Consider the following 14731-nt stretch of genomic DNA (forward strand, 5'->3'; position numbering starts at 1 on the left):
CTCCTTCCTACATCTGATAGGTGCGCAGATAGGTCTGGAGCTCCTGCATGAAGTCCTGATAGAAGGCCTTGATCTCCTCCCGGTTCCGGTCTGTGGCCACGTTTTGCAGCACGTTCTTTAAGAAATCGGGGGTGTATCTGGCCTTGATCTTCTTGGCCACCTCCAGATCTTCCTCCTCCAGGTTATCCAGCTTATCAGCCGCCTCCTCGATGATGCGCAGGCGCAGCTCCTCGTTCAGATCCTTGAAGGTGAGGTATGCCTGATAAACCGCGCATCTGCCGTAAGGCATCTTGTTGTTCTGCAGGTCCAGAACCTCCTCCATGCCAAACTCCTCATATTTGTACACGATCTTGCTCAGGCCCATCTCGGCGACTCCGGTGAAGATGGCGTTAAAGAAGTCTTTCTTTAACTTATCTTCCAATCCGCCAACCGACAGCTCCTCCTCAAGCTCTGTGATCTTCTTCTCCAGAGCGGCAGCCTTGTCCAGCTCCTTCTCCACGATCACTTCCACATCCGGGAATCTCAGGTAGTTGTCGCGAAGCACATCCTCCTCTGCGCCGGGTTTCGCTCCCTTGATGCTGATCGGCACGGTCTTGATGACGTTCTTCTCGGCGTACATATTGGCCTGGCAGTCTTTCAGGCTGTCGATCACCTCTACCAGCTTGCTCTGGTCTACCTTGCCGCCAACGTGGTAATCTCCGCACATGGCATCCAGATCCATGTCCTTCGTCACCTTCACCAGCCAGTTGACCGTATCGTAGAACACGATGCCCTTGGCTTTTGCCGTCTCCAGCTCATCCCCAAGCTTTTTATTCCGCTCGATAATGCGGTGCATCTCGTGGCCCGGCACCTTGAAACTGTCCGGAATGGGGGAGGGAAGGAACTTTCTCCAGTCTACCTCTCCCGCCTCGTAAAGGTGGCGGCCGGCGGAGGTATCGGCCTCATAGGCCTTCTCCAGCTCCACCAGTCCCTGGTAGGCGTACAGCGGCACTCCGGTGTAGAACCGCATCATAAAGATCCGGTCCGTCAGGCCCGTCTTACGGATGGAAACGCCCTCCGGCGTTCCGTACTCCTCTGCCGCATTCACGATCTCCGGCGTGTTGAAGGGAACGGAAATGGTGGAGTTCTTCGCCACCTCGTCCATGTGGAACAGGGAGTTCCTCCAGAACAGAGGGTCTGCCTTGGTGGCCAGCTGAGCCTGAATAATATCTGTCTTGATCCGGTTCTGCAACATGATCGGATCCGTAGTGTTGAACTTGATCTGTAAGAAATCCTTGATGGTCTCCTGGGTGATGTCGGAAAACTGCTTGGTGATAAAGTCGGAGATCAGCTGGGTGATCTTATTGGGATCCTGGGACAGCCACTTGGGATACTCGTCGAACATCCGCACGATGAAGTTCTTCATCACCAGGCTCACATCCAGATTCTTCACCGCATCGTCCAGCTGGCTCTGGATGTCCGGGATGTCCAGGATATGCCAGGTATAGCTGTTGGTCGTCCGGACTCCGGAAACCAGGATCCTGGAGTTGTCCTCAAAGGTGTCCTTCAAGGTATCTAACACGGTGGTGAGCACCTCGAAGAAATTGTTGTTTAACTCCTGCACCTGGGCTCTCAGGCTGCGAAGCAGATCCTGCATATATTTGAACTTGTCGATGTTTAACAGATGGACGTACCAGTTGTTTAAAGCTCCCAGATAGTCGTTGGCCCGCTTGTCCGCGTTGCCGAACAGTCCGGTGTGAGCGCTCCTCAGCTGGGCCTCCGCGTTCTCCAGGTCGTTTCTGCGCAGCTGATCCTGACGGACCTCGGCGGACATCTTCTCGTCGTTCTTTGCGATGTAGCCGTCGATGACGTGAAGCAGGTTCTTATTGTTCCTGCCGCACAGCATCCTCATGGCAAAGATGGGGCCGTACTTGGGATCCGTGGCGTAGGAGGTGTACAGGCTGCTGTAAATCAGGGAAATCAGGGAGGTGGTGGTATCCGGGATCTTGTAATCCTTTAACTTCTCCTCCATGGCCTTCCGGTTCTCCTGGAACTTGCCTAAGGAGGTGGCGGTCCAGGCGTCTGCCTTCTCCACCGGCATCTTGTTGCTGGCCACCAGATCTTTCGCGTCGTACTTGGGGAAGGGCACGTTAAAGCCCACTCCCTTGGTGAGACGGCTTAAAATCTGCTCGTAGGAAAGCTGGTTCTTCGTCACAAACTCCTGAAGCTGGTTGTCCGTGGGCGTGGCGTCAAACATGGAGTCGAAACGCTCAAACAGCTTCGCCCCCAGATAGGTGGCGATCTCCGACAGAGGCATCTCCGCGTTGGCCGCTCCAATGATGTTGTAGTCGATGGACGCGCCGTGGATCTTCTTGATGCTGTTCTTCGCCTGCTCCAGGTTGGAGATATGGCCCTGAAGGGTCTGGCCGCCGTCTGCCGCTCCCGCCGCCACTCCAGCGGGAAGGGTGACCTTGGACATAAAGGAAATCACGTAGTCCACAGCCACGCTCAGGCCGTAGTCGTAGCCGTTCTCCACAGCCACTCCGCCGGAAGTGGTGGAGGAAATCAGGTAGCACAGCTCCACCGGAGGTTTCACCGTATCAACGCTGAAGGTGGAGTAGTTCTGTTTAAACCGTCCCTTGTTCTCCTCCAGGTTCATCAGATAGTCCAGCTCCTTCAGAGCGGAGTAGCCGTTCACCCGGATATAGTTGCTGACCAGGGGATCGCTGACAATCTCCGGTCTGGCCAGGTTCACATCGGGAAGGAAGAAATAGCCGCAGACTCTGGAACTTCCCGTCCGTCCCATGGACTCTAACACGTTCTGGACGATGTAGCAGGTGTCCACAAAGGCTCCGCTGCCTGTTCCGCCGGAAAGGCCGGAGAAAATGTGGATATTCAGTTCTCCCGTCACCCCTGCTGTCGCCTCGTTAATCATGGCTGTCAGCTTGGCCTTCAGGGCCGGGGCCTTGTCGATCAGCAGGAAACGGCCTACCTGACGGATACCGCCCGCCCCGTTTCCTGCATCTTTGATGGGAATATCTTCATGGTTCAGCCACTTCATCTCGTTGCGGCGGTTTAAGATGTCCTTGGCCGCGAAGGCTGCCTTGATGTCGCTGTTGGAGACGTCGAAATACTCCGTCTGGCGCTGAATCTCCCCGATGTCGGACTGGGCTCCCAGCTTGGACGCGTCGGAGTCGATCAGCAGATACTTGATATTCTTATAGGTGGGGAGAGGGGCGTCCTCATCATCCGGTTTTAATCTCTTGTACACCTCTCGTTTCAATTTCTTGATCGCGTCGGATCCGGTTCCTCCGATGCCGATGCAGATGGTTGCATCCGGTTGTCTCTCAGACTTCTGGAAGTTGTTGATCACACCTCCGCCGGAACCTACCGACAATCTGTTATAAATGGCCATACTCGTTTCCTCCTGTTTTTGTATTTATTTGAAATTTTCATTTCCAGCAATGTCATAGCGGGCGGCTGCGCCGGCAGCCATTCCCTTCTGCGCAGGATCCTTCCTACGCCTGGTAAAGGAGCAGGAACTTCCGCAGCGCCTGTAAAAACTCCTCATAAAACCGTTCCACAGACGCTCTGTCCGGATCCTGTTTTACCGCGTCCAGCAGAATCTCCAGAACCTCCGGAGAGTGCCTCTCTCTCAGCCGTTCGGCCGCTTTCAGGCTGTCTTTCGTCAGATGGTCGATCCGCTCCCCGGTCTCATCCTGGATCAGGGCCGCCATCTCGTCGCTTACGTCTTTAAAATTTAAGTATGCCTGGTAGACCGCGCATATGCCGTAAGGCATTTTGCTGTCCTGAAGGACTAACGTCTCCTCACTCCCCAGATCTTCATACCGGTAAACAATTCTGGATACCTCCGTTTCGATGGTACCGGCAAATATGGCGTCAAAGAACAGGTGCTTTCTCCTGTCCTCCTTATCCTTCTCCAGAAGGGCCGTAAGCTCCGCGATCCGTCCGTTTATCTCCCGGATCTTCTCCAGTTCCGTTTCCACAAGCATCTGGATATCCGGGAAACGCAGGTATTCATCCCGGAATACCGCGTCCTCCAGCCCGCTTTTGGCATTTCCCATGGGGATCTCCACGATCCGGTCCAGCCGTTCCCCGTCGTACCTGTGGTCTCTGTCATCCTTCAGCCTTTGGATGACGGCCGCCGCGTTCTCCACGGAACAGGGTTCCAACACCGTCTTCCGATCCAGCTCCCTTGAAATTCTTACGATCCATCTGTCCCGGTCAAACAGCACAATCTTCTGTTCCTTTGCTTCCTCCAGCCTTTTAATCAGCCCCTCATTGCGGGCTTTGATGCGGCTCCGCTCATATCCAGGGACGCGGAAACTGTCCGGAATGGGAGAGGGAAGGAACTCCCTCCAGTCCAGAGCCTCCGATTCATAGAGGTGGCATCCCCGTTTATCGGGAATCTCCTCATATACCTGCTCCAGCTCCAGCATCCCCCTATAGGCACAGAGGGGGGCTGCGGTGTAGCTCATGCAGACGATCCGGTCACTCAGCTCTGTCCTCCTTGCGCCACCTTCATAACCGTTTGGCAGCCGCGGGACATCCCAGGGAATCAGGAACCGGCTCATCTCCGGCATCTCACTTTCAGGATAGAGAGGCTCCATGGAGGCACGCCGGCGCTCCTCTGTCTGTTTCGTCAGTTCCAGGATCGTCCCGCGGATCACCTCCGCCAGCTCCCGTTCATTTTCTGCCCCGTACCATTCCTTTAAAAAGTCTGTTACGGTTTTTCCCATGATGTCCGGGAACTGATTCGCGATGAACTGGGAGAGGATGAGCGCCAGGAGCTCTGGCCCGTCCTCACTGCCAGGTCCCCATGGATACTGTTCCGTCATCCTGGTAAGAAGACCGGCCATGGCCGCATCTCCATTTACCTCCTCCACCGCCTGATCCAGGCTGCGCTTAAACTCCGCCGTATCCCAGATATGGAGGCCGCAGCCCGTTTCTTCCCCGCCGGTTAAAAGGAAATCCCGTTCTTCCTCAAAAGCGTCGCCCATATCCCTCAGCGTCTTTTCCATGTCCTGGAAATACGTATGGTACAGCTCCTTTGCCTGGGCTCTCACCCGCTGGAGGAGTTCCCCCATCTGACGCCATTTCTCCATATGCAGCCGATGGACATACTGGTCGCCCAGCGCCTTTAAATACGCTTTGGCCCAGCGCCCCCCGGCTCCCAGAAAGCCGGCGCGGGACTTTTTCAGCTGAATGAGGGTTTCCTGCACTGCCTGTGCCAGAAACTCCTCCCGGCTCTGTTCCTCCGCCAGCCTGGTTTCGCTGTCCGCGATATAGCCGTCGAGGATCTGGAGCAGATTCGGCCCCGGCTCGCCTCCCAGCATATTGGCGGCGAAAAACGGGCCGTAATTTCTATCTCTCACATAATCCAGAAACAGGCTGGAATATATCCTGGAAACCAGGGAATCTCCCCCTCTTGCAGGCTCGTACCCCCTTAAGGGCTGCTCCATCGCCTTTCTCCTTTTCCGGAGCTTTTCTTTCTCCTGGGAAAGCCACGTTTCCGCGAAATCCACGGGAAGGCGCTCCTTCTGAATCAGGGTCTCCGGCTCATATTGGAGAAACGGGACCTCAAAGCAGCTCTCCTCCGTCAGCCGCTCCAGAATCTGATCCAGTGACAGCTCATTTTTTTCTATAAAGAAGGAAAGATGGGATCCCTCCGGGGCCGCCTCACGGTCAAAGGAAAACCGTTCAAACAGCTTTGCCCCCAGATAGGAAAGAATCGGATCCCAGGGCACCTTTACTTCCGCCAGGCCGGGAATGGCGTATCCGCAGTACGCGCCATACGTTTTTTTCACAGTATCCGACAGATACCTGCATTCCGCGGAAATTTGGACTCCCAGACAGTCCATATAACCAGGCTCCGCCGGTTTCACCAGCAGAGCAAGGGCCCAGTCTGCCGCCATGCACAGGGTCCGGCGGTAAACCGCCTCCCCGTCCTCATCCGTTTGGCCTGCGGCAGGAATGAGGCAGCACAAATGTACCGGGGCTTTCTGGCTGTCAATGGAGAATGTTTCGTAATCCTGCCGGAACCTTCCTCCATTCTTCTCCAGGCTCATCAGATAGTCGATCTCTTTCAGGGCCGCGTATCCGTTCATCCGCAAAGCCTTCGCAAGCGCCGGATTCCGGCTGATGGCCGGAATGGACAGCTGCGTCTCCGGAAGAAAGAGGTATCCGAAAAGGGTCACCATACGGCGCTGCATTCCCATGGAAGCTGCAATATCCTGAATGATATAGCACACATCCGCGAAAATCGCTCCCCCCGTTCCGCCGGAAACGCCGGTGTAAATGCAGACGTCAACATCTTTATCCCCTTTTGCCGCCTCGGTGAGCAGCATTGCCAGCCTCATTCTCAGCCTCCGGGCATTTTCCATCAGCAGAAACCGCCCCACCTGGCGGATCCCGCCGGCGCCGTTTGCCGTTTCCAGAGACGGAAGATCCGGGTTCAGCCACTGCCTGTCCCTTCCGGCCTTGGCTTTTGCCAGCGCTCCCGCCATATTTTCACAGCGTAAGCAAAAATATTCCGACTCATCCAGACTCTCGTCTGAGGATTCCTGACCGGTTTCCCCGCAGCCATCAGAGTCGATCACCAGGAATTTTATGTTCTGATGCACCGGCGCCCCGGCCCTCTCCTGGTCCGGCCGAACCCATTTGCACACCTCATTTTTTATATGCGAAACCACGTCGGCTCCCGTTCCGCCCAGCCCGATATAGATCGTGGCCCTCTCGTGGGCGTCTGCTTTGTGGAGTGGATTGCAGAGTTCTCCGTTCCGTTTCAAAGATTTTCGTTTCTCTGCCATTGCCATCACCTCCTTTCTTCATCTGCCCTTTCCTCCCCTATCTCCTTCCCCGCAATTCCTCCGGGATGGGGGACGGGAGGAACGTCCTCCAGTTTAACTCCTCCGTCTCGTAGAGATGAAGTCCGGCGGAGTGGTCGTCCTCATAAGCCTGCTCCAGCTCCCTCAGGCCGCCGTAGGCGTAAAGCGGGAGTCCGGTCCAGACGTGATCCAGGACGATCCGGTCCGTCACATCCGTATAGCTTACGGAAACGCCGCCGGGATTTCCTGGAATGACCGCCGCATTTGCCAGCACCGGCGCATTGGAGGGGACAAAGAAGGCCGATTCCACGCCCAGCTCCCCCGTGGGAAATCCTGCGCTCATCCAAAACCGTGGTTTCGCCCTTTCCACCATCTCATACAGCGCGGCGCCTATGTGATTTCCAGGATAAATTCCGTGGAACTGCATCATGCTCATCAGGATGATCCCCGGAAACTGTTCCCGGATAAATTTTGAGATCATCTGGGATATTTCCATCGGATTTCCAGGCATCCACCGGAGGGACTGGTCAAACATTCGCACTGAGAGATCACGAATCACCTGGTTAATATCCAGGCTATTCACCGCGCGGTCCAGCTCATATTTCAGTGTGCCGTCCAGCCTGCCGCTCAGCACTCCGGCATTGTCGTCGAAGGTTTCTTTCGCGTTCCACAGGACGTCTGCAATCCCACCGAACAATCCCTTCTTCATCCGCTCCAGCTCAACTCTCAGGCGGTTTAAAACATCTTTCATACAGTAACACTGCACCATGCGGAGCCGGTGCGAATACAGGCTGCTTAAGGCTGTCAGGTAGCCATCGGCCTGTTTCTTCCCGTTGTTGAACACCGTAAGACGGGTGTTCCTTAACTGAGCCTCTGCCGCTTCTGCATCCTCCTCCAGCTTTTTCTCCAGCCTCTCCTCGACAGCGAGGATCCCCTTATTCTCCGTGATACATCCATAGAGGATGGCAAACAAGCCAGGGTATCTGTCATCCAGCATCCTCGCGGCAAAAACAGGGCCGTATCCGGGATTCGTGGCATAGCCGGCATACAGTTCTTTGTATATCTGGAATACCAGGCTTTCCATATCCGTCAGGGGTTCCTTACTTCCCAGAGGCGCGGACTCCATATTCTGCCTCATTTTATCTTCGGCGTCTCTCAGCCAGGCCTCCGCGTCCGCTCTGGGGTTCGCGATGCCGTAGATCAGATCCTTCGGGGTATATTCGCGGATAGGAAACGAATCGACTACCCCCTTCATCAGGTGGCGCTGGATATTCTCATAAGAGAGAATCCCCTTTGCCATAAACGCCCGGAGGTCTTCCTCCATGGGCCTGGCGTCATACATGGGGGTAAGCCGCTGAAACAGTTTCGCCCCCAGGTAAGTGGCGATGTCCTGAACCGGCATTTCCGCGGCGGCGGCGCCCAGGATGCTGTAACCGCTGTACGCTCCGTACCGCATTGACGCCTGCGGATTCCCCGGCGCTGCCGCCATCCACAGACGCGATTTCATCAGGCGGGTAAATACGTGTTCTGCCGCAGCCTCCAGCGCCCGGTCATAATCATCCCGCACACGGGTTCCATCGGGGGCAGGGGTGGCGCCGGAGACCAGAAAACACTGATCTACCGGAGGACGGACCGTGTCCACGAGGAAATCCCCGTAGTCCTGCCGGAACCTCCCCCCGTTCTGTTGCAGGTTCATCAGGTAGTCTAGCTCCTTTAAGGATGCGTAGCCGTTGGCCCTCAGATGTTTAGCGATCAGAGGACTTTCATAAAAGATCCATTTCGACGGATTCACATCCGGCAGAAAGAAACAGCCGTATATCCGGCTCGGCCTGCCGCCCCTTACATCCTCTAATACGCTGCGCACAATGTAGCAGGTATCCAGGAACCCGCCTCCTCCCACGCCTCCGGAGAGTCCGGAAAAAATATAAATATCCACCTGGCCGCTTTGGCTGCACGAGGCGGCCTCAAGGATCACAGATGTCAGCTTTTGCCTTAGCTCCCCGGCCTTGTCCATCAGCAGAAAACGGCCCAACTGCCGGTTCCCGCCTCCGCCATACGCTGCATCATACACCTGCAAATCAGGATTCAGCCATTTCATTTCCTTCCGTCTTTTCAGGATGCCGCTCGCAAACGCTTCCCTGATATTGCCGTTCGAGATGGAAAAATACTCTGACAGCCGGTCAAGCCTGCCGGTCACCGGCCCCTGATTCGCCATCTGGGCATCGGCGTCGATCAGCAGATACCGGATATTGGTGCAGCTGGGGGGTGCCAGGGGATCTTCGCTGTAAGGTTTTAAATGCTGGGATACCTTCCGTTTCAGCTTGACAAGGGCGTCTCTCCCCGTCCCGCCCAGTCCGATGCAGACTGCAGCGTCCGAGGTTCGGTCCCCTCGGCAAAAAGGATTGTCCACCCCGCCGCCGTCTGCGATGGAAAGCCATTTATAGATCATCGCGCCATTCCTCCTCATCCCACGGCAAATCACGGTCCCCACGACCGTCCGTTTCCTCTGTCGGGAACGTGCCTTTGCCGGAAATCCCGTTTTGCAGGGCGGAGAATCTCCGACCCCCGCAAAACGGGAATGCTTATCCTTACATCTGATCAGACGTATAAGTCAGCTGAATCCCGCAGTCCAGATCGCGGTTCTTGCTGACGGTCACTTCCATACCGCTAAAGATCTTGATCTTCTTCTCCTTCTTATCCGGATTGCCGGAGGAATAGAGGCCGTTCTTGGAAACGATCCAGATATAGTCCGGGCTCTCGTCCGCCTGGAAGAAGTTCTGTTTCAGATCCACGCCGCCGCCCTCGCTGAGGTAGCGGGACATGGGCTCCTTGCCCTGTCTGGGCCTTATGGTCTGGGGTGCGTCCATCATGCCTAAGTTGTTGTCAAAGGCGATGGCCATGATGTCTCCCTTGAAGGCGTGTTTCTTTGTGCCCTTTAAGATCTTGCTGAGCACAAAGAGGAGCAGCGCCAGGATCAGCAGGCCGATCACGCCGAAAATGATCATTCCGATGAGGCCGGAAACGGCGATCTCCACCACATACTCCTGAGCCATGCCCTGGGAATCCGTTCCGCTCAAGGTCACGGTTCCGTCCTCACAGCTGCCCTTGTCCGCGGCCAGGACAGCGTCTCCGTCCATGTAAACCACATCCTTGGCAAAATCGGACTTGGTGATCTCCCACTGGGTGACATCCTGAGAAAGCTCGCTTAAGTCATACTCTGCCGTTCCGCCGATAAAGGGGAGCTTATTGATCTTCCACTGAACGGTGGCGGGGCCGGCCGGGACTGTGGGAGCTGCCGCAGTCGTCTCTGCCTCGCTCTCTCCCTCGCCCACGGTAAACTCCAGATGTCCGCTGGACTTCTCCATTCCGTCCACAGTCACAGTGGCCACCGCGTAGCAGTCGCCGTCCTGATCCAGCTTGGCAGTGGCCTCGTAGGCGTTGCCCTGGCCGTTTAAGGTCATGGGGATGGAAAGGATCTCCCCGTCATTCTCGCTGCTCCGAATGGAAAGGGTGGCGTTTCCGGCGCTGTACACGCTCTGATCTGCCAGATCCTGGCCCTCTCCGTCCTTGATGTGGGCCGTAAACGCCACCTCAGAGCCGGTGCCATAGGAGGTCTGGGACGGATCGGCGTCCAGAGCTACGGTGAAATAGGCGTTGTAAACCATGTCGATCTTCACCGCGTCCCCGGGGATGCCTCTCACCTGGATCTTCCAGGTTCCGCCCTGGGGGGTGGGGATTTTGATCACGGAGAAGGTCTGCGCCTTAATGGTCATGTTCTCCAACTCTCCAGAGGTGAACGCGAGGCCGTTTGGCTGGAAGATGGAGTAAGTAGAAGACGGGCTTAAGGTGCTGATGATGATATTGACCTCCTCAACTCCCATGCTGGGAACCTCAAAGGGAATGTCCATCACTCCGCCTTCCGGAATTATGTCGTCCACGATGGGGGTGGTGGCCGTGGAATAGATCATGTTGTAAAATTTCTCAAATACGGCCTTTAAGTCCTCCGCGTTGTTTACTTCCATAAACACACCGCCGGTAGCGTTGGCGATGTCCATCAGCTCCTCCGGGTTTGCCGCGCCGTTGGCGTTTAAGCAGATGGAGTACACCGGGTAGGAATTATTTCTCGCCCGGTTGATGGCATCCTGCTTGTTGGCCTCAGACTGGGCTAACAGCTGGCCGGTGGTATCGTTGGGGAAATCCGTGTTTCCGTCGGACAGAAGGATGATGGCGGACGGAAGGGAAGTATCCCTGGACTCATCCAGCATAGCCGTAGCCATCTGGATTGCCGTTCCGATGTCCGTGTCTCCGCTCACCTGGGAATTTCTCAGGGTCTGGGAGAGCTGCTCCTTCATCTGCTTTCCGCTGATGGCCTGAAGGTCCACCCTGGTGACGATGCCGTCGTTGAACACCACGGCTCCCATACGGTTTCCTTCATCGGTGGAAAGGCCTAAAAACAAGTCCATGGCCTCATAGCGCCACAGGGAACCGTCCGTCTGTTTCATGGAGCCGCTGGCGTCGATGACAAATACCACGTTGAAATGGTTCGCCGACGACGTGTCCGCGGCAAAGCTGGTGATCAGGCCCGTCATGAACAGCATCAGAGCTGCCAGCAGAGCGCATAAGCCTCGTTTCATCTTTTTCATAATTATGTACCTCTATCTTTCCCTTGTTGTTTCTGTTACGCCGGAGGTCAGGCGGCTGTGACCGCCGCGCTCCGGCATACCTTTCGATTCTGTCAGAGAGCTGTGTCCCGCTCTAGGGTGTGGGACGCGGCGGAATCGTTGGATCCTCCGCATCTGGTGTCCCCTCAGGCGGAGCCGGGGGAGCGGGCGCCACCGGGACAGAAGGCTCTGTTTCCTTCGCTTTCTCCGTCTCCGGTTCCGTTTTCCTGGCGGCCGTCTCTGGTGCCGTGGTGGGCGATGCCGTCGTCGCCGCCGCTGTGGAAGTCCTCAGCTCCGTAGCCGCTTTTGTGGATTGCCCAGCTGCCTTTGTCGGCTCCGCGGCAGCCGTGCTTACCTCCAGGCTCCGGGCCTCCGTCGGTTTCTCATCCGTCTCGTCCTCTTTCTCTGTTTCCGTTTCCTGCGGACTGGTCTCCGGTATGGTCTCCGGCGCTCTGGTCTGAGCCTCCGCCGGCTCCGGCTCGGCTACAGTCACTTCCTCTGTCTCCTCCGGGCCTTCCGGAGCCAGGGTTTCCTCCCCGGCAGCCGCCTTCACGGTCCCGTAATAACCGGCCGTTCCAAAACCAACTGCCGCCACGATCATCACAGTGAGAACGATGTCAAAGACAAAAGTCAGGATTCTGATTCCCTTTCTCCGTCTCATCCACGCCATTGCTCCCCACAGAAAGGCAGCGGCCAGACAGAAACCCAATGCGATTTTTATCATCATGGTACCGTCTCCTTTTTATTCCTCGTAGCTATCGTAGTCCGTATCGTAGTAGTCCCAGAAAAGCTCCTCGGTATCGTTGATGAAATCCTCTACCTCGCTGGCGCTCATGGAGCCGTCCAGGGTGTTATGCACCTCCGCCACAAAATCGGAGTGGTATTTGTACTCGTGAAGCAGGTATTTCTCCTGAAGGGTCTGCTCTGCCATCAGAATGCGGTCCTCCACCTTGCCGATGTAGGTCCAGGCACCGGAGGCATCCCTCTGCATCGCGCATCCTTCTTCGTCATAGCGGATGCCGTCCCTGGTGGTGTTCTTTAAGATGGTGCCGTCCGGCTGGGCCAGATAGTAGTAGGAGCCGTCTGTAAAGAAGGTGTTCTCCGCCATGCTGCCGTCGTCAAACATATAGTAGGTCTTCTGGTCGATCACCAGCCAGCCGGTGTGCATATCCCCCGGCCCGTAGAAGTAGTACCACTTGCCTCCGATATACTGCCAGCCGGTCTGCATGAATCCAGCCGCGTCGAAGTAATACCACTTGCCGTCGATGTACTGCCAGCCGGTCTGCATATATCCGGCCGCGTCAAAATGATAATACCTTCCTCCGATGTTCTGCCAGCCTGTGGCGTAGCTGCCATCGTCCATCTGATACCACCACGCTCCGGTCGTTCCCTGCCACTGAGCTGCCAATGCGGTCATGGGAGCTGCCTGAACGAGGGCGGCCGCCATGAATAATGCTGCTGCAATCTTGTTCTTTCTCATAACATTACTCTCCTTTTTTTGAAATCTATCTAACCGGCAAAAGCCGGGAACTGCCGGAAACCGGACGGGATACCCTTCCGTTCCGGCAGATCAGACCTTGTAAAACCTCATCCCTGAACCATGAGGTCCCTTCCACACCGTCCCTGCCGCGGCAGTTCCTCCGGGCGAAACGGCTGCTCTTACCAAATGATGTTCGGGCCCGGAAGGGTGGGCGCCGCAGGCGCTGTAGTAGGCGCCGGGGTCTCCGGCGGCTGGGTCGGTGCCGGCGTGGGAGCCGGCGTCTCCGGCGGTTGGGTCGGTGCCGGTGTGGGGGCCGGCGTGGGCGCGGGCGCCGCTGTGGTGGGCGCCGGTGTGGGCGCTGGGGTCGGCGCGGGAGCTGCCGTGGTGGGCGCTGCCGTAGTAGGCGCCTCCGTGGTCTCCTCCTGAGGTGACGTCTCCGGAACGGTTTCTTCCTCCGTTTCCGCCTCGGTCTCCTCCTGCGTTTCTTCCTCCGTCTCCTGGGGCGACGTCTCCGGGATCTCCTCCGTCTCCGGAACGGTTATGACCTCCGCCGTTTCCGCCACCGTCTCGGTCCTGGTTTCCGCCTCCTTCGGTTCCGGCTCCTTCGAGCCGCCAAACAGCATCCACGCTGCGGCCGCGACCACCAGGGCCAGAAGGATCAGGGGGAGCGGACTCTTTTTCTTCGCCGCCTGCTGCCCGCCTGCCGGGGCTGTCTTCGGAGCCGTCTCCTTCTTTACCGGTTTCGGTTCCGTCTTTGGCTCTGAGACCTTTTTCGGTTTCGGCTCCGGAGCTTTCTCCGGCTCCGTTTTCTTCGGTTCCTCTTTTTTCGGAGTCTCCTTCGTTTCCTTTTTATCTGTCTTTTCCGCCTGGACGGCCTGGGACTGCTGTTCCTTCTTCCTCTGATTTTCCAGAACCGTCTTTTTCACAATATTCGCCATCCAGAGAAAGGCCAGGGACATATCCTCGTGGCTCCCTCTGCGGCTCAGCTTGACCAGTTCTTCCTTTAAATACTCCTCGCTGTCCTCGGCGGGGTTTTTGATCCCCTTCGCCGTGTAATTGCAGAACTCCAGGAACTTGCTCTTTTCCGAAAAGGAACGCTCCACCCCGGCGCTGCTGAGCCAGACCATATCCGGCGTTTTCTTTCCGCAGTAGTGGCGGAACTCCCGCAGCGCCTCCCGGTTGCAGAAGGTGGTGCAGTAGAGGTCCGTATTCTTCTCATTCCACGGAAGGGGCTCTTTCCCGGTTCCGTCCTCGCTGAGGAATACGCAGCCGCTGTTTCCGTTTCGGATCACCAACACGTAATCCTTCGCGGCGATGGCCATGATGATGTGGGCGCTGTAAGCGTACTCCACATTTCTCCCCGACCGGTACACCGCCTTCGGCCGCTCCAGCTCCGGCGTATTTCCGATGGACTCGATTTCTTCCTCTTTAAAGGGGCTGCCGCTCCAGTGTTTCTGCACCCGGTCCTGCCAGCCCACGATAATGCTCCCCTCCAGCTGACGGAGGGCCTGCTCTGTGGCCTGGGCGTCCCGGAACAGCCTGTCCGCCCTCATCTCCTCCGCAAAGGTCTTTCCCGCCTGAAGGGCCACCTCCAGGGCGAATTTCGCGCCCAAATGGCTTCTGAAACACAGGTTCTCCTCCAGACCGCTGGCGATCACCGCGATCTGGGCGTTTCCCGCCGTCTGGGCGGCGGAGTATTCCTTCAGGGGAGTCTGATTGCCCGTTCCCTTTGTGGAGATATGAAATGCCTTATAATCTACCAT

7 protein-coding genes are annotated in these 14731 nt (G+C 56.7%); all 7 read right to left on the minus strand.

What is annotated here, in order from left to right:
• Positions 1–7: 7 nt before the first annotated feature.
• Positions 8–3394: a tubulin-like doman-containing protein gene (locus B5E84_RS02205; protein WP_087218571.1), complete on the minus strand. Its 3387-nt coding sequence runs from the start codon at positions 3392–3394 to the stop codon at positions 8–10.
• A gap of 103 nt (positions 3395–3497) precedes the next feature.
• The gene (locus B5E84_RS02210; RefSeq protein WP_162612789.1) at positions 3498–6809 is read right to left on the minus strand and encodes a tubulin-like doman-containing protein; all 3312 of its coding nucleotides are present in this window, start codon (positions 6807–6809) and stop codon (positions 3498–3500) included.
• 37 nt (positions 6810–6846) lie between these two features.
• Positions 6847–9276 carry a tubulin-like doman-containing protein gene (locus B5E84_RS02215; RefSeq protein ID WP_162612790.1) on the minus strand — a complete coding sequence of 810 codons (2430 nt, stop codon included), beginning with the start codon at positions 9274–9276 and terminating at the stop codon, positions 6847–6849.
• 139 nt (positions 9277–9415) lie between these two features.
• Positions 9416–11470, minus strand: a complete 2055-nt coding sequence (locus B5E84_RS02220; protein ID WP_087218580.1) for a vWA domain-containing protein — start codon at positions 11468–11470, stop codon at positions 9416–9418.
• Positions 11471–11582: 112 nt separating this feature from the next.
• Positions 11583–12215 carry a hypothetical protein gene (locus tag B5E84_RS02225; protein WP_087218583.1) on the minus strand — a complete coding sequence of 211 codons (633 nt, stop codon included), beginning with the start codon at positions 12213–12215 and terminating at the stop codon, positions 11583–11585.
• Positions 12216–12230: 15 nt separating this feature from the next.
• Positions 12231–12968 carry an N-acetylmuramoyl-L-alanine amidase family protein gene (locus B5E84_RS02230; protein WP_087218586.1) on the minus strand — a complete coding sequence of 246 codons (738 nt, stop codon included), beginning with the start codon at positions 12966–12968 and terminating at the stop codon, positions 12231–12233.
• Between the two features lie 179 nt (positions 12969–13147).
• The gene (locus B5E84_RS02235) at positions 13148–14731 is read right to left on the minus strand and encodes a protein phosphatase 2C domain-containing protein (RefSeq protein WP_087218589.1); all 1584 of its coding nucleotides are present in this window, start codon (positions 14729–14731) and stop codon (positions 13148–13150) included.

It is taken from the genome of Lachnoclostridium sp. An14 (genome assembly GCF_002160755.1).
Lineage (GTDB): Bacteria > Bacillota > Clostridia > Lachnospirales > Lachnospiraceae > Lachnoclostridium_A.

Bases quoted from the DNA above. Each gene is read 5' to 3' on its own strand.
- B5E84_RS02205 (WP_087218571.1), bottom strand. From the start codon at position 3,394: ATGGCCATTTATAACAGATTGTCGGTAGGTTCCGGCGGAGGTGTGATC.
- B5E84_RS02225 (WP_087218583.1), bottom strand. From the start codon at position 12,215: ATGATGATAAAAATCGCATTGGGTTTCTGTCTGGCCGCTGCCTTTCTG.
- B5E84_RS02220 (WP_087218580.1), bottom strand. From the start codon at position 11,470: ATGAAAAAGATGAAACGAGGCTTATGCGCTCTGCTGGCAGCTCTGATG.
- B5E84_RS02230 (WP_087218586.1), bottom strand. From the start codon at position 12,968: ATGAGAAAGAACAAGATTGCAGCAGCATTATTCATGGCGGCCGCCCTC.
- B5E84_RS02210 (WP_162612789.1), bottom strand. From the start codon at position 6,809: ATGGCAGAGAAACGAAAATCTTTGAAACGGAACGGAGAACTCTGCAAT.
- B5E84_RS02235 (WP_087218589.1), bottom strand. From the start codon at position 14,731: ATGGTAGATTATAAGGCATTTCATATCTCCACAAAGGGAACGGGCAAT.
- B5E84_RS02215 (WP_162612790.1), bottom strand. From the start codon at position 9,276: ATGATCTATAAATGGCTTTCCATCGCAGACGGCGGCGGGGTGGACAAT.